This is a genomic window from Neptunicella marina, from assembly GCF_014270035.1.
Classification (GTDB): domain Bacteria; phylum Pseudomonadota; class Gammaproteobacteria; order Enterobacterales; family Alteromonadaceae; genus Neptunicella; species Neptunicella marina.
In genome coordinates this window covers 1-21,334 of sequence record NZ_JACNEP010000013.1, presented here as the reverse complement: position 1 = coordinate 21,334, position 21,334 = coordinate 1, and the positions used below count along the sequence as shown (strand labels likewise).

Annotated in this window: 25 protein-coding genes and 2 tRNA genes; 12 read left to right on the top strand and 15 right to left on the bottom strand. The window is 44.1% G+C overall.

Going from position 1 to position 21,334, the window contains the following annotated elements:
- The gene (locus H8B19_RS14270; RefSeq protein ID WP_186507563.1) at positions 1-978 is read right to left on the bottom strand and encodes an AraC family transcriptional regulator; all 978 of its coding nucleotides are present in this window, start codon (positions 976-978) and stop codon (positions 1-3) included.
- A 115-nt stretch (positions 979-1,093) separates the two neighbouring features.
- On the opposite strand from H8B19_RS14270, the gene H8B19_RS14265 reads away from it, so the two are divergent.
- From H8B19_RS14265 to H8B19_RS14255, 3 genes are all read left to right on the top strand, one after another.
- On the top strand, positions 1,094-1,936 hold the full coding sequence (locus H8B19_RS14265; RefSeq protein ID WP_186507562.1) for an NmrA family NAD(P)-binding protein: 843 nt from the start codon (positions 1,094-1,096) through the stop codon (positions 1,934-1,936).
- On the top strand, positions 1,929-2,414 hold the full coding sequence (locus H8B19_RS14260) for an anthrone oxygenase family protein (RefSeq protein WP_186507561.1): 486 nt from the start codon (positions 1,929-1,931) through the stop codon (positions 2,412-2,414). Before H8B19_RS14265 ends, H8B19_RS14260 begins: the two co-directional genes overlap by 8 nt.
- Before the next feature lie 125 nt (positions 2,415-2,539).
- Positions 2,540-3,388: an alpha/beta fold hydrolase gene (locus H8B19_RS14255; protein WP_186507560.1), complete on the top strand. Its 849-nt coding sequence runs from the start codon at positions 2,540-2,542 to the stop codon at positions 3,386-3,388.
- Positions 3,389-3,426: 38 nt separating this feature from the next.
- Here the strand turns inward: H8B19_RS14255 and H8B19_RS14250 are convergent, their stop codons facing one another.
- The 10 genes from H8B19_RS14250 to orn all read right to left on the bottom strand — a co-directional run bounded on the left by H8B19_RS14250 (position 3,427) and on the right by orn (position 10,214).
- Positions 3,427-4,650: a glycosyltransferase gene (locus H8B19_RS14250; RefSeq protein WP_241737622.1), complete on the bottom strand. Its 1,224-nt coding sequence runs from the start codon at positions 4,648-4,650 to the stop codon at positions 3,427-3,429.
- 149 nt (positions 4,651-4,799) lie between these two features.
- On the bottom strand, positions 4,800-5,297 hold the full coding sequence (ilvN, locus tag H8B19_RS14245; RefSeq protein WP_186507559.1) for an acetolactate synthase small subunit: 498 nt from the start codon (positions 5,295-5,297) through the stop codon (positions 4,800-4,802).
- A complete protein-coding gene (locus H8B19_RS14240) occupies positions 5,297-7,015 on the bottom strand; it encodes an acetolactate synthase 3 large subunit (RefSeq protein ID WP_186507558.1) in 1,719 nt (572 codons plus the stop codon). The genes ilvN and H8B19_RS14240 overlap by 1 nt, the downstream gene beginning before the upstream one ends.
- Before the next feature lie 219 nt (positions 7,016-7,234).
- Positions 7,235-7,597, bottom strand: a complete 363-nt coding sequence (locus H8B19_RS14235; RefSeq protein WP_186507557.1) for a MaoP family protein — start codon at positions 7,595-7,597, stop codon at positions 7,235-7,237.
- A 252-nt stretch (positions 7,598-7,849) separates the two neighbouring features.
- The gene (locus H8B19_RS14230; protein WP_186507556.1) at positions 7,850-8,347 is read right to left on the bottom strand and encodes a DUF4442 domain-containing protein; all 498 of its coding nucleotides are present in this window, start codon (positions 8,345-8,347) and stop codon (positions 7,850-7,852) included.
- A gap of 64 nt (positions 8,348-8,411) precedes the next feature.
- On the bottom strand, positions 8,412-8,702 hold the full coding sequence (locus H8B19_RS14225) for a hypothetical protein (protein ID WP_186507555.1): 291 nt from the start codon (positions 8,700-8,702) through the stop codon (positions 8,412-8,414).
- 69 nt (positions 8,703-8,771) lie between these two features.
- Positions 8,772-9,242, bottom strand: a complete 471-nt coding sequence (gene ybaK, locus H8B19_RS14220; RefSeq protein ID WP_186507554.1) for a Cys-tRNA(Pro) deacylase — start codon at positions 9,240-9,242, stop codon at positions 8,772-8,774.
- Positions 9,243-9,320: 78 nt separating this feature from the next.
- Positions 9,321-9,396: transfer RNA gene (locus tag H8B19_RS14215), tRNA-Gly, on the bottom strand.
- Positions 9,397-9,474: 78 nt separating this feature from the next.
- A tRNA-Gly gene (locus H8B19_RS14210) sits at positions 9,475-9,550 on the bottom strand.
- Between the two features lie 118 nt (positions 9,551-9,668).
- Positions 9,669-10,214 (bottom strand): oligoribonuclease, encoded by a 546-nt coding sequence (orn, locus tag H8B19_RS14205; protein ID WP_186507553.1) that lies wholly within the window; start codon positions 10,212-10,214, stop codon positions 9,669-9,671.
- 77 nt (positions 10,215-10,291) lie between these two features.
- Between orn and rsgA the strand changes: the two genes are divergently transcribed.
- From rsgA to H8B19_RS14185, 4 genes are all read left to right on the top strand, one after another.
- Complete coding sequence (rsgA, locus tag H8B19_RS14200; RefSeq protein ID WP_186507552.1) at positions 10,292-11,323, top strand: small ribosomal subunit biogenesis GTPase RsgA; 1,032 nt, start codon at positions 10,292-10,294, stop codon at positions 11,321-11,323.
- A gap of 94 nt (positions 11,324-11,417) precedes the next feature.
- Complete coding sequence (gene asd / locus H8B19_RS14195) at positions 11,418-12,242, top strand: archaetidylserine decarboxylase (protein WP_186507660.1); 825 nt, start codon at positions 11,418-11,420, stop codon at positions 12,240-12,242.
- On the top strand, positions 12,239-13,114 hold the full coding sequence (locus tag H8B19_RS14190; RefSeq protein ID WP_186507551.1) for an EamA family transporter: 876 nt from the start codon (positions 12,239-12,241) through the stop codon (positions 13,112-13,114). The genes asd and H8B19_RS14190 overlap by 4 nt, the downstream gene beginning before the upstream one ends.
- A gap of 6 nt (positions 13,115-13,120) precedes the next feature.
- Positions 13,121-13,870, top strand: a complete 750-nt coding sequence (locus H8B19_RS14185; RefSeq protein WP_186507550.1) for a glycerophosphodiester phosphodiesterase — start codon at positions 13,121-13,123, stop codon at positions 13,868-13,870.
- Here the strand turns inward: H8B19_RS14185 and H8B19_RS14180 are convergent.
- From H8B19_RS14180 to gpmM, 4 genes are all read right to left on the bottom strand, one after another.
- Positions 13,860-14,276, bottom strand: coding sequence for a MerC domain-containing protein (locus H8B19_RS14180; protein ID WP_186507549.1), 417 nt, complete (start codon positions 14,274-14,276; stop codon positions 13,860-13,862). The genes H8B19_RS14185 and H8B19_RS14180 overlap by 11 nt on opposite strands.
- Before the next feature lie 131 nt (positions 14,277-14,407).
- A complete protein-coding gene (locus H8B19_RS14175; protein ID WP_241737621.1) occupies positions 14,408-15,259 on the bottom strand; it encodes a divergent polysaccharide deacetylase family protein in 852 nt (283 codons plus the stop codon).
- A 43-nt stretch (positions 15,260-15,302) separates the two neighbouring features.
- Positions 15,303-16,418 (bottom strand): murein hydrolase activator EnvC family protein, encoded by a 1,116-nt coding sequence (locus tag H8B19_RS14170; RefSeq protein ID WP_241737620.1) that lies wholly within the window; start codon positions 16,416-16,418, stop codon positions 15,303-15,305.
- A gap of 50 nt (positions 16,419-16,468) precedes the next feature.
- The gene (gene gpmM / locus H8B19_RS14165; protein WP_186507547.1) at positions 16,469-17,998 is read right to left on the bottom strand and encodes a 2,3-bisphosphoglycerate-independent phosphoglycerate mutase; all 1,530 of its coding nucleotides are present in this window, start codon (positions 17,996-17,998) and stop codon (positions 16,469-16,471) included.
- 221 nt (positions 17,999-18,219) lie between these two features.
- Between gpmM and H8B19_RS14160 the strand changes: the two genes are divergently transcribed.
- The 5 genes from H8B19_RS14160 to H8B19_RS14140 all read left to right on the top strand — a co-directional run bounded on the left by H8B19_RS14160 (position 18,220) and on the right by H8B19_RS14140 (position 21,224).
- Positions 18,220-18,645, top strand: a complete 426-nt coding sequence (locus H8B19_RS14160) for a rhodanese-like domain-containing protein (RefSeq protein WP_186507546.1) — start codon at positions 18,220-18,222, stop codon at positions 18,643-18,645.
- A 9-nt stretch (positions 18,646-18,654) separates the two neighbouring features.
- The gene (gene grxC / locus H8B19_RS14155) at positions 18,655-18,909 is read left to right on the top strand and encodes a glutaredoxin 3 (protein WP_186507545.1); all 255 of its coding nucleotides are present in this window, start codon (positions 18,655-18,657) and stop codon (positions 18,907-18,909) included.
- Between the two features lie 62 nt (positions 18,910-18,971).
- A complete protein-coding gene (secB, locus tag H8B19_RS14150) occupies positions 18,972-19,508 on the top strand; it encodes a protein-export chaperone SecB (protein ID WP_186507544.1) in 537 nt (178 codons plus the stop codon).
- Entirely contained in the window at positions 19,505-20,512 is a 1,008-nt protein-coding gene (gene gpsA / locus H8B19_RS14145) for an NAD(P)H-dependent glycerol-3-phosphate dehydrogenase (protein ID WP_186507543.1), read from the top strand. Before secB ends, gpsA begins: the two co-directional genes overlap by 4 nt.
- 220 nt (positions 20,513-20,732) lie before the next feature.
- Entirely contained in the window at positions 20,733-21,224 is a 492-nt protein-coding gene (locus tag H8B19_RS14140) for a DVUA0089 family protein (protein ID WP_186507542.1), read from the top strand.
- Positions 21,225-21,334 lie beyond the last annotated feature (110 nt).

Below are 21,334 nucleotides of genomic sequence, written 5' to 3'. Positions count from 1 at the left end.
TTAGTGGGAGTTTGAAATCTCGATTCGTTTTTGTCGTCTAACCTGTGACGGGCTGTGCCCGTTTAGTTTTTTAAAGGCGCGACAAAATGCCGATTCCGACTGATAACCTAAATCTAAGCCGATTTCCAGGATAGAGTCACTGGTCATAGATAAACGCTGATGTGCCAGCGACATGCGCCACTGACTGATGTAGTGCAGTGGGGTTTCTCCAACCAATAATTTAAAACGTTGCGAAAATGCAGTGCGCGACATACCCACTTCATTTGCCAGTGATATCAGTGTCCATTGTGTATCGGGTGCCTGATGAATAAGCTGCAACGCACGACCAATGCGTTTGTCTTTCATCGCTTTAAGCCAGCCGATATTTTGTTGTTCATCAATATATTGGCGTATTGCGTGGATCACCAGAATATCGGCTAAACGGGTGATAATTGCCTCGCCGCCTAATGCAATGTTTTGTGCCTCTGCACCTAATATCTGAATTAATTGCTGGATGGTTTGCTGTGCCTGAGGATTATTTTGACTAATTTGCAACACCACAGGTAACAGACTAATCAACTTGTTCACTAGAGGGTTGGTAAAAAACACTGCGCCGCAAATTAGTTCACACTGGGCACCTCCGCCACCATAAATAAGGGTTTCGTAACGTGGTGTTATGTTTTTGATGGGTAAGTCATGCAGAGGCACGGCAGGAGAGTTTTTGGCATCTTTTATTATATGGCCTTGTCCAAATGGCAAAATCACAAAGTCACCTGCCTGCAGATGATAACTTTGCTGGTTTATCTCTAACAGGACTTCACCTTCCACTATCAAGTGAAACATCATGCTGTTTTCGATAGGTGGCATAGCGACTCCCCACGGCGCACTTAAGCTGGAACGTGTATAAAACACGCTATCCAGCTGCAGGGTATGCAGTAAATTTGCCAGTGGATCCTGCGTGACAGGTTGGCTGATACGCTGCTGAATATCGAATTGCATGTAAATTCCTGTGTGCACTTTATGTACCATCTGCACATAAAATAGCACTTATTACCACTTATCGTTCAATAGATTCTCTTAAAGTTGTTGTTAATCTTTCAAGGAGAACTGAGCAATGACAACGTTAAATACTAATCAAACAATTTTAGTCGTGGGCGCAAACGGTAAAACCGGTAGCCGCGTGGTAAACCTGTTAACTGATAAAAATATTGAGGTGAGAAAAGCCAGTCGCAGCAGCGACACTTTTTTCGACTGGCAACAACCTTCAAGCTGGGATGCGGCGTTAACTGGGGTTCAAGCCGCTTACGTGACTTATTTTCCCGATTTAGCCCTGCCCAGTGCGCCGGCGCATATTCAACAGTTTTGTGAATTAGCCAGGCAAAAAGGTGTTGAGCACATCACATTGCTCTCTGGGCGAGGAGAAGAAGCCGCACAAATTTGTGAGGACATTGTTAAACAAAGTGGTTTGAGCTGGAACATAGTGCGCTGTGCCTGGTTTAATCAGAACTTTAACGAAGGGCTGTTTAAAGTGGCGCTCGATAGTGGCGTACTGGCTTTTCCGGTGGGTTTCGTTAAAGAGCCTTTTGTGGATGTGAATGATATTGCAGATGTGGTTGTGGCGTCGCTTACCGAGCCGGGCCACCAAAATAAGTTATATGAATTAACCGGTCCTGAATTATTGAGTTTTGAAGATTTGGCGGCTCTGTTTAGTCAGGAATTAGGTAAAACCGTGAGCTTTCAGCCTGTTTCTGTTGAGCAATTTAGTCTTTCGTTGCAACAAATGGGTGTACCCGATGAAGTGATCCAGATGCTGACGTATTTGTTCACACAGGTTTTGGATGGACGCAATGAATCATTGGCAGATGGTGTGTCTCAGGCCTTAAATCGCCCTGCTCGCTCATTTGCTGATTATGTGCAGCGCAATCGTGACGTGTTTTTGGAGCAGGGCTATGACTGATGCAAACCTTTGGCAGGCGCTTATTTACTGGCCGTTGTTTTTGATGGCAGGTATTTATCTTATTTTTTCCAATACCCTGATGCGTGTATTGGCAAAATTGCCTGCGGCTGAAGGTGCAAAGGTAATGGATTCGATTAACCGCATTATTATAAATCCGGTATTTTTAACGCTGTTTGTGGGGTCTGGTTTAGCCAGCATCTATCTCATTTTTAACGCTTTATTAGACAATAATCTGTTTTTGCTGGCAGCGGCAGGTGTGTTTTTTGTCGGCTCAACTCTGGTTACCATTTTGTGTAACGTGCCTTTAAACGATAAGTTGGCCATTGCAGTGGTTTTAGTCAAAGAGCAGTCTGCTTGTTCTCTACAGCGAGACCTGGAAAATTACTGGCAATCATATCTTGTTAAATGGTCGAAATGGAACTGGGTTCGAACCGTTTGCAGTGCAAGCAGCTGTTTTTTATTGTTACTGTCGTTTTAAGCACCTATTTTGAGACGGGATATGTACATTTGAATACATATTCTTAACCGGGCAATAGATAAACTTGTGGTCTTAAAATAAACCTGCCACGTTTGGCGAATTGAATCACAGAGGATGAGGCATCAATGCAGTGGAATAAGCGAAGAAAAAACCTTTTCTATATAGTGTGTTGTTTATTGCTGGGCATGCTGAGTATTCATTCCTACGCCGAATCACTCAATTCGCAGTATGCCGAATCCAACGGTATCAGACTTGAATATGTGGTGAGAGCCGCACAAAAAGAAGCGCCTACCGTGCTGTTCGAAGCCGGATTTGGTACGCCATGGAATGTGTGGCAGCCGGTGATTGATAAGTTGCCTGCTGAGTATGGTATTTTTGCTTATTCGCGAGCCGGCATTGGAAATTCAGCCAAAACTGAGCAACCTCGTACTATGTTGCAACATGTCAGTGATTTAAACGGATTGCTGCAAAAGGCAGGCATAGATTCGCCGTTGATTTTTGTCGGGCATTCCTATGGAGCGATTATTGAAACGGAATTTGCCAGTCAGTTTCCGGATAAAATTAAAGCACTGGTGTATGTGGATCCTGCTGTGATGCATCAGCGTTATGCATTTATGCAACTGGATAAAGCGCGCACTTTGAGTGACGAAGCCGCGCTAAAAAAACACATGCCACCCACCATGTTGCCGGATTTTTTATCGTTACTTGAGCAAATGGCTAAAGTCGAGGTGAAGGATTATCGTCGATTGCCTGCTGTTCCTGCCGCGATTTTAAGTTCAGCCTATATTGCGGATGAACCTTTTAGCATTGAAGAAACGGCGGCGGGCAGGGAAGTGTGGTTGTCGTTACATGCTGAGCTGGCCAGACAATTTGCCAGTAGCATCCGAATTAAACTTGCAACCACCGGACACAATATCCACAAGCAAAAACCGCAGTTAGTCACTGACGTGATTCAACAAGTTACTGCGCTTTAAGATAAATTAGTGCGGCAGGTGTTGCCGCATCAAACTGTTTATTTGTTTTTAGCTTCTATCCACTGCGCCATATATTGGGTGCTTTTCATGCTGTGGTGGCGCAGCATCATGCCGTAAAAATTTTCCTGGCGGTGCTGATCAAGTGATTGCTGAATCAAATCTGTGCATTGCATCAGCGCTTTTTGATGAACCTGCTGATCGTATTGTTTAAGTAACTCAAAACCTGTTTGTTGTGCAGCCAGCCATTGTTGCTGGTCCTGATACAAAGCCACAGCAGCACTGGCAATGGTTTCGGGACTTTCGGCAATGATGCCAGCCCAGTTGCCGGGTGAGCTCATGCCCTCAGCACCTATTCTGGTGGTAACACTAGGTGTGCCAAATGTCATGGCATCCAGTAATTTGCCTTTTAATCCGGCACCAAAACGCAGTGGTGCCAGACAAACACGAGCGTTTTGCATTACTTCCCCGGCGTTTTCTGCCCAACCTTTGACCAAAAAGCCCTGTTTGGCATTGTGTAAATCCGTGGCTTTTTTCGGTGGATAAGCGCCATAAATATGCAGCTCGGCGTGTGGTAATTGCTTGCGAATTAACGGCCAGATGGTCTGTTTGAGCCATAAAACCGCGTCCCAGTTTGGTTCATGGCGGAAATTACCTATGCTGATAAAATGCTGGCGCTGCTCAAACACTGGCAACTGCTCTTTAGTTGGTAACTGCTGCATATCGAGCATAAACGGGCTGTATAGCAGGATGTCGTCTGGCACATGGAACTGACGGGTTAATAAATCCATTTCAGCCCGTGATATCACCAGCGTAAGATCGCAACGGTAAATCGACGCAATTTCTCGTACCGCTAATTCTGTATGTAAATCTGTAGGTAAAAGCGGATGCTGTTTTTTGTGTGCCTGATGACGGGCATGACGCAGAAAATGCAGGTCTTCTAAATCCAGTATACGAATGGCTGAAGGGCAGTGTTTCTCAACGCGCCAGCCAAATTGTTCTTCCATCATAAAACGGTCAAACAGCACGGCATCAGGTTTCAAATCTGTAACAAACTTATCACAGCTACTGCAATTTACTTTGATCGAAACTTCGTCAATGTTTTGCTGGGTTAAATCCAGTCGATGTGGTGATAGCTGTGCCGGACTGGCAAAGGTAACCTGCCAGCCATGCTGCTGGTAAGTGTTAATCAGAGACATCATTCTGCTACCGGCAGCAGAGGAGTTAGGTTCTGGCCACACATAGCCAATTACCAGCAATTTCATGGTGTAAAGCTCGTTATTTTAGTGTGCTGGCAATATCAAAATTTGCTAGCAAGAATAGATAATTGGCGCAGATTCTATAGAAATTGACGGGTAATGTATAAAATAAAACGGCTCCCAAAGGAGCCGTTTATACCGCTGGAGAATGGTAATTAGGGTCGTAGCGCTTTTTCACCACGCGACACTCCACATACACCAGTACGGCAGGTTTCGACGATTTCGCCTACTTCCGCCATGGTTTGTAAAAACGCATCGAGTTTGTCACTGGGGCCAGCAATTTGAATACTGTAGTTTTTGCTACACACATCCACAATTTGCGCACGGAAAATTTCCACTGTGCGTTTGACTTCTGCGCGCGCAACTTCAGTGCGTGTCGCAACTTTTACCAGCATCAGTTCACGTTCAATGTGGGTGCCATCGGTTAAGTCGATCACTTTAAGTACATCGATTAACTTATTCATTTGTTTGGTAATTTGTTCAATTACCTTGTCATCACCATGGGTGGTGATAGTCAGGCGCGACAAACTGCCATCATCAATGGGTGCAACACACAGAGTATCCACGTTATAACCACGCTGTGAAAACACGCCAACAATACGTGATAAAGCACCTGGTTCGTTCTCCATTAATACCGAAATAATACGTCTCATCAGGTGCGCTCCGTCTTGCTTAATCTCATATCGTCCATTGCGCCGAATTTTATCTGCATGGGGTAAACGTGTTCGCTCTGGTCAACGCGAATATCCATAAATACCAGACGGTTTTTCTCGGCAAAACAGCGTGCCATGGCATCGTCAAGTTCATCGGGGTGGTTAACCTGAATACCAATATGTCCGTAGGCTTCTGCCAGCTTAATAAAATCGGGTAACGACTCCATATATGAATGGGAGTGGCGACCTTTATAAATCATGTCCTGCCATTGGCGTACCATGCCCAGTGCGCGGTTATTGATTGAAATAATCTTAACCGGCAGGTTGTACTGCAAACAGGTGGATAGCTCCTGAATATTCATTTGGATACTGCCGTCACCGGTAACACAAGCAACAACTGCATCTGGATGTGCTTTTTGTACACCCATAGCCGCAGGTAAACCAAATCCCATGGTGCCTAAGCCGCCAGAGTTGATCCAGCGACGAGGTTTATCAAAGGGATAATAAAGCGCGGCAAACATCTGGTGCTGACCGACATCTGAGGTCACGTAGGCATCACCACCTGTGTGTTTATATAAGGCTTCGATCACTTGCTGTGGTTTGATTTGTTTGTCATCTTTGGCATAAGACAAACACTGGCGCGAACGCCATTGATCAATTTGTTTCCACCAATCAGCTAGTTTAGTTGCCTGCTCCGCTTGTTTGATATCTGTCATTTGCTCAAAAAACTGCTCAAGTACAGATTCAACAGAACCCACAACCGGAATATGGGCAGAAACCGTTTTGGAAATAGAAGCTGGATCAATATCCACATGTACGATAGTGGCATGTGGACAGAACTTTTCGACGTTGTTGGTTACCCTGTCATCAAAACGTGCTCCCAACGCAATAATACAATCGGCGTTATGCATGGTTTTGTTGGCTTCCAATGTGCCATGCATACCTAACATGCCGATAAATTGTTTATGTGTACCGGGAAATGCGCCTAAACCCATCAGGGTTGAGGTCACCGGAGCCTGCATGGTTTCAGCAAACTTTGTCAGTAAATCACTGGCTTCAGCTGCAATTGCGCCACCACCCACATAAATAACCGGGCGTTTAGCCTGAGAAAATTGCTCAACAGCTTTTTTAATTTGCTTACCATGACCTTTAACGGTTGGATTGTAAGAGCGCATCTGAACTGAAGTAGGGAATTCGTAGGGGTGTTCTTCCTGTACATTGACGATGTCTTTAGGAAGATCGATCACCACCGGACCAGGACGTCCGCTATTGGCAATATAATAAGCCTTGGCAATTGCAGCAGGAATATCCACTGCACGTTTTACCAGAAAACTGTGTTTTACCACCGGGCGTGAACAGCCAACCATGTCGGTTTCCTGAAAGGCATCCTCACCAATAAGGCTAGTCGCCACCTGCCCTGACAGGATCACCATGGGAATGGAATCCATATAAGCCGTTGCAATACCGGTAATGGTGTTAGTGGCGCCGGGGCCCGAGGTAACTAATACTGTGCCTGTTTGTCCGGTAGAGCGCGCATAACCATCGGCCATATGTGCCGCTGCTTGTTCGTGTCTTACCAGAATATGTTCAACATCTGTTTGAGCATATAAGGCATCGTAAATATCAAGAACTGCGCCACCGGGATAACCAAATACATGTTTCACTCCCACATCTTTTAGCGCCCGCACGACCATGGCGGCGCCTGACATCATCTCCACTTGCTGTCTCCTATCTCGAGTTTGGTTGTATTAGCGGCTCTAAGACCCAAGACTATACTTGAGAGATATAGAATATGAAATGATAAATTTGTTATTTTTAAGGACAAAAATTTCAAAAAAGTAGGAATTTGGAATAATTATCCTAATTCTTACAGTGGAGAAGTGAAAATATAACAGAATTGAAGAGGCACGCATGAGGTGCCTCTTAATTTGACGGAGTTAATCGTCAAATTCGGCTTCTAACTCTGTGCTATCAACGGAATAATCATCCATGGAACTCGGTTTAGAGCCATAGATACTGGCAGGTTTAGGTTTGCCAATAATTCGTTGATATTTTACCCAGGCTTTTTCTGCAGGTGTTGATGGTTCCCGCTCGCCTAAGGCAACGGCCAGCAAATTGGCATCTTCTTTATTGGACGGTTCAACCACTCCATCCAGTAAAGCACCAATTAACGTACCGTATTTACTCAACGCCTGTGCTTCCTTTATTGAGTAATCACCTGCGCGTGAAAAACCATAAGGGTAGTGTTTGTAATCAGTAAAGATTTGTTTAAGTAAAGATTCTCGAGTTTGTCTAGCCATGATGGCATCCCCAACAAATTAAATTAGGAACTAACACATAAACCGAAGCCAACAATTGACAACGACCAATTAATTCCAGTGTTAAATATTCCCAAAATTGACTTCTGTCAATATTTTTTGAATGAATTTAATGATTAATTTATGAACAAAATTTGAGCGGGGGAATTTGAGGTCATTTTGGCCTTATTTACACTGTTTTTTAAGCATATTTAAGGCCAAAAATGATGACGTTAATGTGAATTTATAGAATTTTCAGGCTTTAGGTTTTTTGCTGATCCAGGCCCAAATCATTTCGCATTCGATAGGTGTTTCGCCACTGCTATCCGTTACCTTTACTTCAACTGTGACTTCGCCTTTTTCCTGTTGTTGCATCAGGGCAATCTGCTCATCGGTTAAATGCGCGACGGCCGTCATGTCACCCACTGCCCGGCGCACAAATCTTACATCCATTTTTTTTACTAAAGGTAATTTGTCACCGGGCAGATTGATGCCAGTAATGAAACCAGTAGCCGATTCCGCTAACAAAGTCATTGCCGCTGCATGAATGCCGTTTATGTGGTTTTGTGCGCGTTTAATGTTGCGTTGTCTGAAGGTAACCGATTTACCATCCGTATGCAGGATATCTACTTTACAAGTGCCGGCCAGTTTTACTTTGGAGCGAAACATCATGGTTAATAACCGACGGCTTAGCCATTGTGGGTATTGATTAACTTTATCGACAAAACGACGTAATGGATTGTTGGCTGACATAGTACCCCTTAATCTGGTTAGACCAGTTTAAATTGAGGCATACTATGCCAATAAAATGGAATGCTTACAATTGATATAGTTTATCGGTGGCTTGCTTTAGTCCGGCGTGAGGTAAAAAGTCATCGCTAATAGTTAAAATGGCATTGAGATTGTTTGTTAGTTTATCCAGGGCGATGTCGTCTGGTTTTATCGCGGTTTGCAACAGGTGAAGTGCCATATCGGCTAACAGTAAACGTTGTTTATCCAGCCAGTTGTCATCGCCTTTTTTAGCGCGGTGATCAATGTAGGCTTGTTCGACCATTGCGTGTAATTGCCAGCTTATATCCAGTATTTGCTGTTTCTGTTGCTCATCCATTTTAAGGTATCCGTTTATTTTGCTGTTTGATGTAACTAAGACATTCAATAAGCCAAAAATCTTGCAATCTTATTCGCTGGCAATGGCTGCTGTTCTGCCGCGGGTGAGCTTTATTAAATCCTGTGGTGATAACTGGATTTCCAGTCCCCGTTTGCCACCGCTAACATAAATAGTGTCAAATTGTTCAGCGGTACTGTCCAAAACTGTCATCAGGGCTTTTTTTTGTCCAAGCGGACTGACGCCGCCAAGAACATAACCTGTGCTGCGCTCAACCTCTGATTTATCGGCCATTACCGCTTTTTTGCCATTACAGGTTTTGGCTAACGCTTTTAGATTCAACATGCCAGTCACAGGCACGATTGCGACAACCAGTTTATAGTTATCAAGCTTGGTCACCAGTGTTTTAAATACTTGTTCGGCGGGTAAATTAAGTTTTTCCACCGCCTCTAATCCAAATGCCTGATTGGCGGAATCGTGCTGGTATTCGAGTAATTCAAAAGAGACTTTGGCTTTTTGCGCAGCCTTGACTGCCGGTGTCATAGGTATTCCAACAAAATAACAAAACAGGTTTTGACTATATCACTGACTTAATTGAAAAAAATAGGAAGATAAAAGATTTGGAGCGGGAAACGAGACTCGAACTCGCGACCCCAACCTTGGCAAGGTTGTGCTCTACCAACTGAGCTATTCCCGCAACTTGAATAATGCTGCCATGATTTGTTTCAGACAAATCGTTTGCGCATTTTAGATAAATACTCTTTGAACAAAAATTTGGAGCGGGAAACGAGACTCGAACTCGCGACCCCAACCTTGGCAAGGTTGTGCTCTACCAACTGAGCTATTCCCGCATATCTTTTGCTGCAAGTTGTACAGTGAATGTACAAGGGCTTCGCTTCAAAGAGGACGCGCATTTTACAAAAAAAAACGCCAGACGCAAGCCCTAATTTGCAGAAAAGAGGCCGTGGCTTATATCTTGAATACCGTTTGGCGATAAAATACCAATTCAGCAATGGATTCGCGGATGTCGTCTAATGCCTGATGTGTGCCTTTTTTCACCAGTTTATCCAGGGTTTCTGGTTGCCAGCGGCGCACTAATTCTTTAATGGTACTGACATCGACATTGCGATAGTGGAAATATTCTTCCAGCACGGGCATGTGGCGCACCATAAAACGTCTGTCCTGACCAATGCTATTGCCGCACAACGGTGACTTTCCTTTGTCTACATATTGTGTGAGGAACTCAATAGTTTGTAATGCTGCTTGTTGCTCGTTTACTTTGCTATCGCGACAGCGCTGGGTTAATCCTGATTCACCGTGGGTGCGTGTACACCATTCATCCATGCCGTCCAGCACCTCATCCGGTTGATAAACCGCCAGTACCGGCCCTTCGGCAATAATGTTGAGTTGGTCATCGGTTACTATGGTGGCAATTTCCAAAACCTTATCTGTATCCGGGTCGAGCCCCGTCATTTCCATATCAATCCACACCAAATTGGCATTGTTATGACTCATTAGCGTACCTTTGTCTGTTACAATCAGCGATAGAGCAGGGTATTATAACGGCTTAATGGATTTCAATCGCAAATATCGTGGCAAAAAGAAGCAAATTAACTCACAGACAAAAACGACGAGTGTCGTCTAATCTGCAAAAACGTTTAAGTCCCAGTGTGGATCTGATTGCCGATGAGCAATTAGGGGAACAGCAAGCTGGTCTGGTTATTGGGCGTTTTGGACAACACGCCGATATCGAAGCCAATGGGGACGTATTCCGTTGTCATATCCGTCGTAATATTCAGGATGTGGTGTGTGGTGATAAGGTACTGTTTCGTCAGGGCAATGATGTCAATGCTAATGTCAGTGGTGTGCTTGAAGCGGTTGAGCCACGCAAATCGGTATTAACCCGCCCGGATTATTATGATGGGGTTAAACCTATCGCTTCTAATATCGACCAAATCATTATTGTCAGCTCGGTACTGCCAGCCCTTTCATTAAATATTATCGATCGTTATTTAGTGGCGTCGGAAGATGTTGCTATTGAGCCGGTTATATTGCTTAACAAAGTCGATTTGTTATCGGAGCAAGAAAGAGCCGAAGTGGAACAACAACTGGCCTTGTATCGTGACATTGGCTATCGACTTATCTATGTAAGCTGTAAATCGACCGAAGGTTTAGCTGAACTTAGCCAGTTGCTTGAAGGAAAAACCAGTATTTTTGTTGGGCAATCGGGCGTTGGCAAATCCAGCTTAATTAATCAGTTGCTACCTGATGCTGAGGAGATTACTGGTGAAGTGTCGGATAATTCTGGTTTAGGTCAGCATACAACGACGGCGGCAAAATTGCTGCATTTGCCTGCGGGCGGTGATTTGATTGATTCACCTGGGGTGCGTGAATTTTCGTTATGGCACTTGCCAATCGAGCGTTTAACCCATGGATTTATTGAGTTCCGCGATTATTTAGGTGGGTGTAAATTTCGCGACTGTAAACACAAAGATGATCCGGGCTGTTTGTTACGTGATGCGGTCGAAAAAGGTGAAATCAGCCAGCAACGTTTTGATAGTTATCATAAAATACTCGATGGGCTGGATGAAAAGCGTCCAACCTATTCAATCGATAAAAAATAAACCACGAGCCCAACCTGCTTTAGGTTAAACTTGTCAGATAGTTAGAAGGAATGCCGTTTTGTCTGATCAATTTAAAGTTAAATTGCAATATATAATGCCTAAACATGCGCTTTCGCGCTTAGTTGGCAAGCTGGCTGCGGCCAAAATGGGTTGGCTGACAACCTGGTTTATTAAGTTATTTATCAAACAATATAATGTAAATATGCAGGAGGCATTGCACCCTGATCCTGCTTATTACACTACCTTTAATGAATTTTTCACCCGTGAGTTAAAACCGGGTGTACGTACCATTGATGACGATGAACAAAGCTTAATTCAGCCGGTTGATGGGGCAATTAGTCAGCTAGGTGATATTGAAGTCGATCAAATCTTTCAGGCCAAAGGCCATCATTACAGCTTGCAAGCGTTGTTAGGCGGAGATAAACAACTGGCAGAACCGTTTGTCGATGGCAAATTTGCTACTATTTATCTGGCGCCTACTGATTATCATCGCATTCATATGCCGGTAACGGGTACACTAACCGATATGATTTATGTGCCGGGTGATTTGTTCTCGGTGAATCCATTAACCGCGCAAAATGTGCCTGGCTTATTTGCCCGCAATGAAAGAGTCGTAGCTTTGTTTGATACCAAATTCGGTAAAATGGGCATGGTACTGGTTGGGGCAACTATTGTAGCCAGTATCGAAACCATTTGGGCAGGAACTGTTACACCGCCAACCGGCAACAAGGTACATCACTGGAGTTATCCTAGCCGTGGTAAAAACGCTATCACCTTGAAAAAAGGGGCTGAAATGGGCCGGTTCAAGTTGGGTTCAACGGTAGTGGCGGTGTTCTCCCCGGATATGCTGGATTTTGAAGCGCTGGAATCGGGTGATACCACGCGTTTAGGTGAAAAGCTGGCAACACTGTTATCGTGAATGCCGTAAAGCGTAGTTTATATTCACTGCACATCGCCGTAATGCTACTTGGCTTTACGGCGTTGTTTTCTAAAGTCATTCCATTGTCTGCCACCGATATTACATTTGGCCGTTCTATTGTCGCCAGTATTACCCTGATTGTTCTGGTAAAGCTGACCAAAGGTTCGCTGAAGTTATATAGTGCACGTGATTATCTGATTGCCTTGATACTCGGTGTATTGATGGCCACGCACTGGGTAACCTATTTTGCAGCCATGCAATATTCATCGGTTTCTGTGGGTATGATTGCGTTATTTACCTTTCCTGTCATTACCGTATTTTTAGAACCTTTTTTCGAAGGCACACGCCTTGTTTATCAGGATATCGTGAGTGCGGTAGTGGTGTTTTTGGGCATATTTTTAATATTGCCCGATACGGAATTAAACAATGATGTCACGCTAGGCATTGGCATAGGTATTTTTTCAGCTGTACTTTATGCGTTGCGTAATCTGGTACACCGCAAATATTTTAATCACTATTCCGGCGCCCATGCCATGGCCTATCAAACCTTGGTTATTGCGGCGGTGTTGGTGTGGTTTATCTCACCGAATTTAGTTGATGCGTCTTCCAAAACTTTGTGGTTAATTGTGATCCTGGGTACCTTTTGTACGGCAGCGCCACATGCACTGGTTGCAGCATCTTTGCAACATTTGCGTGCTAAAACATTTTCACTTGTTGCCTGTATGCAACCTTTATATGGGGTGATATTAGCTATGATAGTGATAGATGAAAGTCCAACCTGGCAAACATTGGTGGGTGGTGCACTGGTGATTTCAGCTGCTGTGTACGAAACCATCAATGCACACAAACTGCATAGTAAATCACACGACTAGAATTTTATGCTGATTCTGGCACACCGCGGTGCGAGTGCCGATGCACCGGAAAATACCCTGCTGGCCTTTGAAAAAGCCATGGCCATGCAAGTCGATGGTATTGAAATAGACGTGCATGCGGTCGCTGATGAGATTTTAGTGATTCATGACCGCTGGTTAAAACGCACCACTAAAACCCATGGACAATTAAGTGATTATACTCTTGAACAGCTGCGTGAACTGGATGCCGGTATGGGACAGAAAATCCCAACCTTGTGGGAAACCATGCAGTGTATTAATGGCCAGTGTCTGCTTAATATTGAATTAAAAGGCATAAGCGATTTATTGCCTGTGGTGAAACTGATTGATCGTGCAGTTGATGAATTAAATTTCGAATTACATCAGTTTTTAATTTCATCGTTTAACCATCATTTGTTATTTGAAGTAAAACAGTTGCGTCCTGATATACAGATTGGTGCACTTACCTCTTCCAGTCCCCTCGACTATGCAGCCTTTGCTCAGCAACTAGATGCTTACTCGATTAACATCGATATGGATTGCCTAACCTCTGCATTTGTAAACGATGCGAAACAACGTGGTTTGCAGGTTTATGTGTTTACGGTGGATGAAATCGCCGATTTAGACGTGTTAGCCAAAATGGGTGTCGATGGGGTGTTTACCAATACCCCGGATAAAGCCATGGTAAGACGGGCACATAAATTTGAAGGTGAATTTAACTGGCAGCCGGAAGGGCTAAGCGGCGTGGTTAAGATTTAGAACTTAGTTCAGTTGTAGGGCGATGAGCGCATTTTTTGTTCTGGCTACACAATCTCAAATTGGCGATATGCGCACCCACTAATAATCCTGCACCCAATGCAATGGTGAAGGGTTCCATACTGTGACCCAGAATGTCTTTATTCCAATATATCAATCCACCTGCCATCAAGCAGAAAAGCGGATACAGTCTGCGATGGTAGCGATAAAAACCACTGAGTAACGCCCAGGTACCTACCAGTAATGACAGTGATAAAATAATACGTTCAAACCATGTGGCGGCAAAAATGCTTGAGCTGATCAGCGGTAAAATCGGTAGCAATAAAGGCAGAGCAAGGCAATGGATCGCACATAAGCTGCTGATCCAGATACCAAATCTGTCCAATTGTCCATTTTTGTTGATGCTCATATATTGTGATTAGCCTTAAAACACATCGCTTTACAATGACGTTATAATATAACATTTTGGCGGTGTTGCAAATCTCTGATCTGACCACGTTACGGGATGTGGCATAAAGTAACTGAAAAATAAGTGCTTTTTTATTGTGTTCCGGTGGTACTAATTGCACCAGGTTCAGGCACCTGACTAACGGAAATTGACGATGGTTGTGGTGAATCTTTTTGTTTGGCGAGCAAATAAGATGCTGCTTTACCACTGAACAAATCACTCACAGGAATCAATTTTATACCGGCGCGTTCGAGTAAGGGCAGACGCTGTTGTAAAAAACGTAATGTTTTGGGATGAGGATGTCCAATCCCGACCGCTCTTTTATAACGTTGAGCAATACGCATTAACCGGTCAAACTGGCGTTGCATGTCACTTTCATTCAATGTGTGATCAATAAATACATTACGGTGCCAGCTGACAACACCGTTTTCATGGGCAATTTTCTCCGCACGGCTGTATCGAGTCGTTCGGCTATCCACAAAATACAATCCATGTTGTTTTAAAAATGACATGGTGGTTTCCATCGGTAAGGTAAGCTGAGTCAGCTTACTGCCCATATGATTATTAATACCAACCGCGTTGGGGATATCGGTTAAGGCCGATTGTAATTTTTGAGTGATTAATTGCGGTACCATGGAAGAAGTGATTGTACCGGGGCCGGGGTAAGTTCCAGCCAGTGATTCCATAGGCATATGCAACATTACCTCACGCCCCTGTATGTCTGAACGCTGAGAAAATTCTTTGGAATAGGGGGTGTGCGGTAAAATGGCAAAGGTGACCTGGGCAGGTAAGTTAAACGCTTTTTCATCAGCGCGTGTATTGCCCATATCATCAATAATTAAAGCAACTTCACCCGCCTGACAAACGTTTGCAAGTGTCATACAGACAAAACTAAGGCCAGTTAAAATAGTGCGCACTATATTGCTTTTTATTATGATTATCATGCAATCCAGTTTATTGAACTCAGATATAGGGTCAACCTATTAATTAACGAACCAGCCATTTACTTGGGTTGACCGGCTCACCTTTATGTCGGATTTCGAAATACAATCCAGGACGACTTTGGCCACCACTCTGGCCGACCAGTGCGATGGAGTCTCCGCGATGAACGCTATCGCCTACTTGCTTTAACAGCGCCTGATTATGACCGTACAAACTCATGTAGCCGTCACCATGATCCAGTGCGATAACCAGCCCAAATCCTTTTAACCAATCGGCATATAATACCCTGGCATCGTCAACCGCTTGCACCTGTTTGCCTTCATCGGCATAGATTAATATGCCTTTCCAGCGAACCTGCCCCTGACGTCTGGCACCAAATAAACGTCGCATACGGCCATCTACCGGATGAATTAATTTGCCACGTTGTTTGGCTAAACCATTTAATGTTATTTCAGAATCAGAACGCTCTGCCTGACGCGCTTTTTCCTGTGCGGCTTGCAGAGCTTGCAGCAGGGTCTGTTCATTAATTTGCAGCTGTTCGACTTTTTCTGCGTCGGAATCAATTTTTTTGGTTAAGGAGGCCAGCGTCTGTTCACGTTGTTTTTGCTGACTGGCTAATTGTTGCTGTTGCTGTTGCTGATCTTGTTCTAATTGTTTGAGTTTACTGGCTTTTTCCAGTAATTGCCCGGCAATGGCTGCCAGTTCAATGCCACGCTGTTTAAATTCATCTATTTGTTGCTGACGTTCGGTATTCAGATATTGGTAGTAAGTCAGCATGCGCTCAAATGCACTGGCACTTTGCAGGTTAAAAATCATTTTGGCGTAATCATGATTTCCCGCCATATAAGCAGAGCGTAGCTGTTTAGCCAGCACCGATTCTTGCTGGTCTTGTTTGGTTTGTAATTCGCGTTGACGTTGTTTTAATTGTTTTTGCTGTGCCTGTGTCTCGCGCAAATCATCGCGGGTTTGATTGAGTGCTTTGGCACTTTTTGCGATAGCTAATTCTTGCTGTTTTAGTTGTGCTTCTAATGCTTTGGCCTGGGCTAAATTGGTTTCGATTTGTTTTTGTTTATCTTTAATTTGCTGCTGAATATCATCCAGCTTTTGCTTTTCTTGTTCCTGCGCCTGAGTAGCGGGCACCACAAACAGAATGAGAGCCAACAAAGGCCCCCATTTATGTTTGTTTATTGCAAAAAGCATCAAGGTGTTAATCAGTCTTTTAGCGTAACGATGGGCTTTCCTGTCATTTCCTGCGGTTGTGGCATGCCCATTAAATGCAACATGGTTGGTGCCACATCACTTAACGTACCGCCACTACGAGCATCCGCGTTACGACCAAAGTAAATGAAAGGCACAGGATCGCTGGTATGTGCCGTATGAGCTTGTCCACTTTCCACATCAACCATTTTTTCTGCGTTGCCATGGTCTGCGGTGATTAAACATTCACCCTCAACTTTCTTAAGCGCTTCAACAACACGGCCTATGCAAGCATCAACGGCTTCACAGGCTTTAATGGCAGCTTCCATCACGCCGGTGTGACCAACCATGTCACCGTTCGGGTAGTTACAAATAATGGCATCGTATTTTTGTGACTCGATGGCCTCTACCAACTTGTCGGTGAGTTCAGTTGAGTTCATCTCTGGCTGTAAATCGTAAGTCGCAACGTCTGGTGATTTAACCAGAATACGATCTTCACCTTCGTAAAGTTCTTCACGACCACCGCTGTAGAAAAAGGTCACATGTGCATATTTTTCAGTTTCAGAAATACGTAGTTGAGTTTTGTTATGTTTGGCTAACCACTCACCCATTACATTTTTCAGTTCTTCCGGTGCAAAAGCAATCGGGGCATTAATGCTTGCAGCATATTGAGTCAGCATCACAAAACCGGCCAGCTGTGGTGTTTTTTCACGGTCGAAACCATCAAAATCGGTTTCAACAAAAGCGCGGGTGATTTCGCGGGCCCGGTCAGCACGGAAATTCATAAATAACACTGCATCACCGTCTTCTACAGAAACAGCATCTCCGATTGTGGTGGCCGGTACGAATTCATCATTTTTGTCGTCATCGTAGGCTTGTTGCAAACCTTCCAGCGCAGTTGCTGCGTTTTTGCCTTTGCCCTGAGTGATTAAATCGTAGGCGGCTTGCACGCGATCCCAGCGATTATCACGATCCATTGCATAATAACGACCCACCAGGCTGGCAACTTTACCCACGCCCAGTTCTGCAAATAAGGCTTCAGCTTGTTTTAATGGCTGTTCTGCACTGCGTGGGGGGGTATCGCGTCCATCAAGGAAAGCATGCAGATAAATTTTGTTAGCACCGCGCTTGGCGGCCAATTTAATCGCAGCAAAAATATGGTCCTGGTGACTATGTACGCCGCCTTCTGACAGCAGCCCCATTATATGTACCGCTTTATCTTTGCTTACTGCTTTATCGATGTTTTCAACTAAAACAGGGTTCTGGTTGAAATCACCATCCTGAATCGCTTTGGTGATGCGGGTAAAGTCCTGATAAACAATGCGACCCGCACCTAAATTCACATGGCCCACTTCTGAGTTACCCATTTGCCCATCGGGTAAACCCACATCTAATCCAGAGCCGGAAATCAGAGTGTTAGGGAAGTCCTGCTTGAGCTTATCTAAAACCGGGGTGTTGGCCTGAGCAATAGCGTTATTGGTTGGGTCTTCACGATACCCCCATCCATCGAGAATGATCAGCACCAAAGGTTTTCGATTTGTCATGTAGCAGCTCCAAATTAGAAATGATTTCCCATTTTATCCTGACTGCGTTTATAAACAACCGCTTAAAGCCGTTGATTTGGTTAATGAAAGGTTAAATTTTATCAGGCTTAGCAATAAGTTATTCCACAGCGAGGGTCGAGGGGTGGTTTACAAGTGGAATTTCTATATACTTTGCAGTCATTTTTGCCAATTTCATCAGAATGTAAGGGGAAGCAGCCAATATGCAGCAGTTTATTGAGTTTATTGGTAATCATTATTGGTTGGCCGGAGCATGGGTAGCCCTGTTTTTTGCCATCGTATTTGGATATATCTCAGCAAACTTTTCAGCGGTTAAAGAAATCAGTACTCACGATGCAACCTTGTTAATCAACAAACAAGATGCTGTTGTGGTAGATATTCGCCCAAACGCTGAATTTAAAAAAGGCCATATTTTAGGTGCTAAAAACCTAAAATCGGAACAAGTACAAAATGCCGAGTTCACTAGCCTTGAAAAACACAAAAACACGCCCATTATAGTGGTTTGCGCTATGGGCATGACCGCTAAGAAAACGGCTGCTCAAATGTTAAAAGCAGGCTTTTCACAGGTGAATGTGTTGAAAGGTGGTATGAATACTTGGGTGGGAGCCAACCTGCCTGTAAGTAAATAAGAGGCTGGAATGGCAAAGGTAGAGATTTATACAAAAGCGTATTGTCCGTATTGCATGCGGGCAGTGATGTTGTTGCGTCAGAAACAGGTTGCTTACAATGAGTATCGTATTGACCAGCAACCTGAATTGCGTCCTCAGATGCTCGAAAGAGCAAATGGCGGGTCTACCGTTCCACAAATTTTTATTAATGATCAGCACATTGGGGGCTGTGACGAAATGATGGCTCTCGAAGCCCGTGGTGAGCTTGACCCTCTTCTGGCATAACAAATTAACTCTCTTCAATGGTCGAATAGACTATTCGAATTCAAGAAATATTAGGAAAAATCATGAGCGAAGAACAAAATAACATTAATGCACAGGACGGTGCTCCAGCGGCTGCAGATCAACAAAATGCCGAAGGTCAGCAATTTGGCATTCAGCGTATTTATCTGAAAGATTTATCTTTTGAGGCGCCTAATTCCCCAGCCATTTTCACTAAAGAGTGGAAACCTGAAATCCAGCTGGATATCGATACACGTAGCAGCAAATTAGACAATAACTTATATGAAGTTGTATTGTCCGTCACTGCGACAGCAAAACAAGGCGAGCAGACTGCATTCCTGATTGAAGTGCAGCAAGCCGGCATTTTCACTATTGGTGAAATGCCTGAAGTTCAGGGCGCACACATGTTAGGAGCCTTCTGCCCTAACGTTCTATTCCCATATGCCCGGGAAGCGGTTTCTAATTTGGTAAATCGTGGTACTTTCCCTGCGTTCAACCTGAATCCGGTAAACTTTGATGCAGTATTTGCTGCTTACATGCAAAAACGTGCACAAGAAGCCCAGGCTCAGCAACAAGCGGAAGCGCCGACTGAACAAGCATGAGCGTGACCGGTAAAACGCTTTCGGTTATTGGCGCAGGATCATATGGGACTGCGCTAGCCATTTGTTTTGCTCGTAACGGTGTTGATACCTGTTTATGGGGACGTGACGCGCAGCAAGTTCAACAAATGGCAGAAAGCGGTGAAAATAAACAGTATTTGTCTGGTGCTGAATTCCCACAAGCACTGGCTGTTGAATCTGATCTGAAAAAAGCGATTGCTTTTAGTCGCAATATTTTAATTGTGGTGCCAAGCCATGCATTTAGCGACATGTTGCGCACTATTGAGCCATTGCTCACTGATGAACATCGAATTGCGTGGGCGACTAAAGGGCTGGAACCTCAGTCTGGTTGTTTATTGCAGGATGTTGCAATTGACATAGTCGGAGATAGTCGTCCGTTAGCGGTGTTATCAGGGCCTACATTTGCTAAAGAAATGGCAGCCGGATTACCTACCGCAATTTCCATTGCTGCAACCAATGAAGATTTTGCTAATGACTTAGCCGGTATGTTGCATTGTGGTAAAACCTTCCGGGTTTATCGCAATGATGATTTTATTGGTATTCAGCTAGGTGGTGCGGTTAAAAACGTGATTGCCATTGGCGCGGGATTGGCGGACGGTATTGGTTTTGGTGCGAATGCCAGAACAGCTTTGATTACCCGTGGGTTAGCTGAGCTTACTCGTTTGGGTGCTGCACTAGGCGCAAAACCTGAAACCTTTATGGGCATGGCAGGGTTAGGTGATTTGGTTTTAACCTGTACTGACAATCAATCGCGCAATCGTCGTTTTGGTCTGGCTTTAGGTCAGGGCAAAAGTGTTGAACAAGCGATGCAGGAAATTGGACAGGTGGTAGAAGGCTTCCGTAATACCAAAGAGGTTTACATGTTAGCCAGCCGTCATCAGGTGGAAATGCCTATCACAGAGCAGATTTATCAGGTGCTATATAAGCAAAAAAGTCCTAAAGAAGCGGCTTTGGCTCTGTTGGGACGAAGTCAAAAGTCTGAATAAAAATAGCTGAGAAAGCTGACATATGTGTCAGCTTTTTTTACAGAATTTGTTTCGGTTTCTAAAAATAAATAACTGTACCGGTTCGCAATTCTTTAGCTGTAGGCGTTCTAAATATAATTCACATCCTGGCACAAAACGTGCTTTAAAAATAATCAGTGGTGGTGTTCGCGGTTTGCAGTTGCACCGTTATACCCGATTGAAGGATTAAAAGGACTGTATTATGAAGCTCGTTACTAAAACCTTACTTGGCATTTCTTTGCTTTTCTCATGTGCATCTCAAGCTGCTTTGATTCATTTCACTGGTTCTTTAGACTTTTATGATGATGTTGATTATTACTATTTTTCACTTGGTGCATCTGCAGATATTGAAATTAATGCAACAGGCGGTTTTGGTCCTTATTTAAGTTTATGGAATGGTCCTAATGGATCACTGATTGGTCAGGGTTCGGGCTCAGTTGGTTCTAATGGATTAGGTCCTGGTGATTATGTTGTTGTTGTCGGAACTGACGGGAATCAGCCAACCGACCCAACTGCACCAGGTAATAACTTCTCACCAGACAATCAGGATCCACTGCAGGATGGCGGTTATAACGTTTCCTTTGATGGGGTTGATCAGGTCGATGGCGGAGATTCAACTCAGGTGCCAGAGCCGGGAATGATATTGTTAATGTTGGCAGGTATTTTTGGAATTCGTCAACTTCGTAACAGATAATAAAATTTAGATTTAAAAAGAGCCTTTTCAGGCTAATGCCGATCAGTTAAGAAGTTGACATTCGGCATAAGAGGATCAAAATCCGATGATCGTAAGGTCATCGGATTTTT

What these genes read in the sequence shown, in the direction of transcription:
- H8B19_RS14270 (WP_186507563.1), bottom strand. Translation starts at nt 978, where the DNA reads ATGCAATTCGATATTCAGCAGCGTATCAGCCAACCTGTCACGCAGGAT.
- H8B19_RS14265 (WP_186507562.1), top strand. Translation starts at nt 1,094, where the DNA reads ATGACAACGTTAAATACTAATCAAACAATTTTAGTCGTGGGCGCAAAC.
- H8B19_RS14260 (WP_186507561.1), top strand. Translation starts at nt 1,929, where the DNA reads ATGACTGATGCAAACCTTTGGCAGGCGCTTATTTACTGGCCGTTGTTT.
- H8B19_RS14255 (WP_186507560.1), top strand. Translation starts at nt 2,540, where the DNA reads ATGCAGTGGAATAAGCGAAGAAAAAACCTTTTCTATATAGTGTGTTGT.
- H8B19_RS14250 (WP_241737622.1), bottom strand. Translation starts at nt 4,650, where the DNA reads ATGAAATTGCTGGTAATTGGCTATGTGTGGCCAGAACCTAACTCCTCT.
- ilvN (WP_186507559.1), bottom strand. Translation starts at nt 5,297, where the DNA reads ATGAGACGTATTATTTCGGTATTAATGGAGAACGAACCAGGTGCTTTA.
- H8B19_RS14235 (WP_186507557.1), bottom strand. Translation starts at nt 7,597, where the DNA reads ATGGCTAGACAAACTCGAGAATCTTTACTTAAACAAATCTTTACTGAT.
- H8B19_RS14230 (WP_186507556.1), bottom strand. Translation starts at nt 8,347, where the DNA reads ATGTCAGCCAACAATCCATTACGTCGTTTTGTCGATAAAGTTAATCAA.
- H8B19_RS14225 (WP_186507555.1), bottom strand. Translation starts at nt 8,702, where the DNA reads ATGGATGAGCAACAGAAACAGCAAATACTGGATATAAGCTGGCAATTA.
- ybaK (WP_186507554.1), bottom strand. Translation starts at nt 9,242, where the DNA reads ATGACACCGGCAGTCAAGGCTGCGCAAAAAGCCAAAGTCTCTTTTGAA.
- orn (WP_186507553.1), bottom strand. Translation starts at nt 10,214, where the DNA reads ATGAGTCATAACAATGCCAATTTGGTGTGGATTGATATGGAAATGACG.
- asd (WP_186507660.1), top strand. Translation starts at nt 11,418, where the DNA reads ATGCCTAAACATGCGCTTTCGCGCTTAGTTGGCAAGCTGGCTGCGGCC.
- H8B19_RS14185 (WP_186507550.1), top strand. Translation starts at nt 13,121, where the DNA reads ATGCTGATTCTGGCACACCGCGGTGCGAGTGCCGATGCACCGGAAAAT.
- H8B19_RS14180 (WP_186507549.1), bottom strand. Translation starts at nt 14,276, where the DNA reads ATGAGCATCAACAAAAATGGACAATTGGACAGATTTGGTATCTGGATC.
- H8B19_RS14175 (WP_241737621.1), bottom strand. Translation starts at nt 15,259, where the DNA reads ATGATAATCATAATAAAAAGCAATATAGTGCGCACTATTTTAACTGGC.
- gpmM (WP_186507547.1), bottom strand. Translation starts at nt 17,998, where the DNA reads ATGACAAATCGAAAACCTTTGGTGCTGATCATTCTCGATGGATGGGGG.
- H8B19_RS14160 (WP_186507546.1), top strand. Translation starts at nt 18,220, where the DNA reads ATGCAGCAGTTTATTGAGTTTATTGGTAATCATTATTGGTTGGCCGGA.
- grxC (WP_186507545.1), top strand. Translation starts at nt 18,655, where the DNA reads ATGGCAAAGGTAGAGATTTATACAAAAGCGTATTGTCCGTATTGCATG.
- secB (WP_186507544.1), top strand. Translation starts at nt 18,972, where the DNA reads ATGAGCGAAGAACAAAATAACATTAATGCACAGGACGGTGCTCCAGCG.
- gpsA (WP_186507543.1), top strand. Translation starts at nt 19,505, where the DNA reads ATGAGCGTGACCGGTAAAACGCTTTCGGTTATTGGCGCAGGATCATAT.
- H8B19_RS14140 (WP_186507542.1), top strand. Translation starts at nt 20,733, where the DNA reads ATGAAGCTCGTTACTAAAACCTTACTTGGCATTTCTTTGCTTTTCTCA.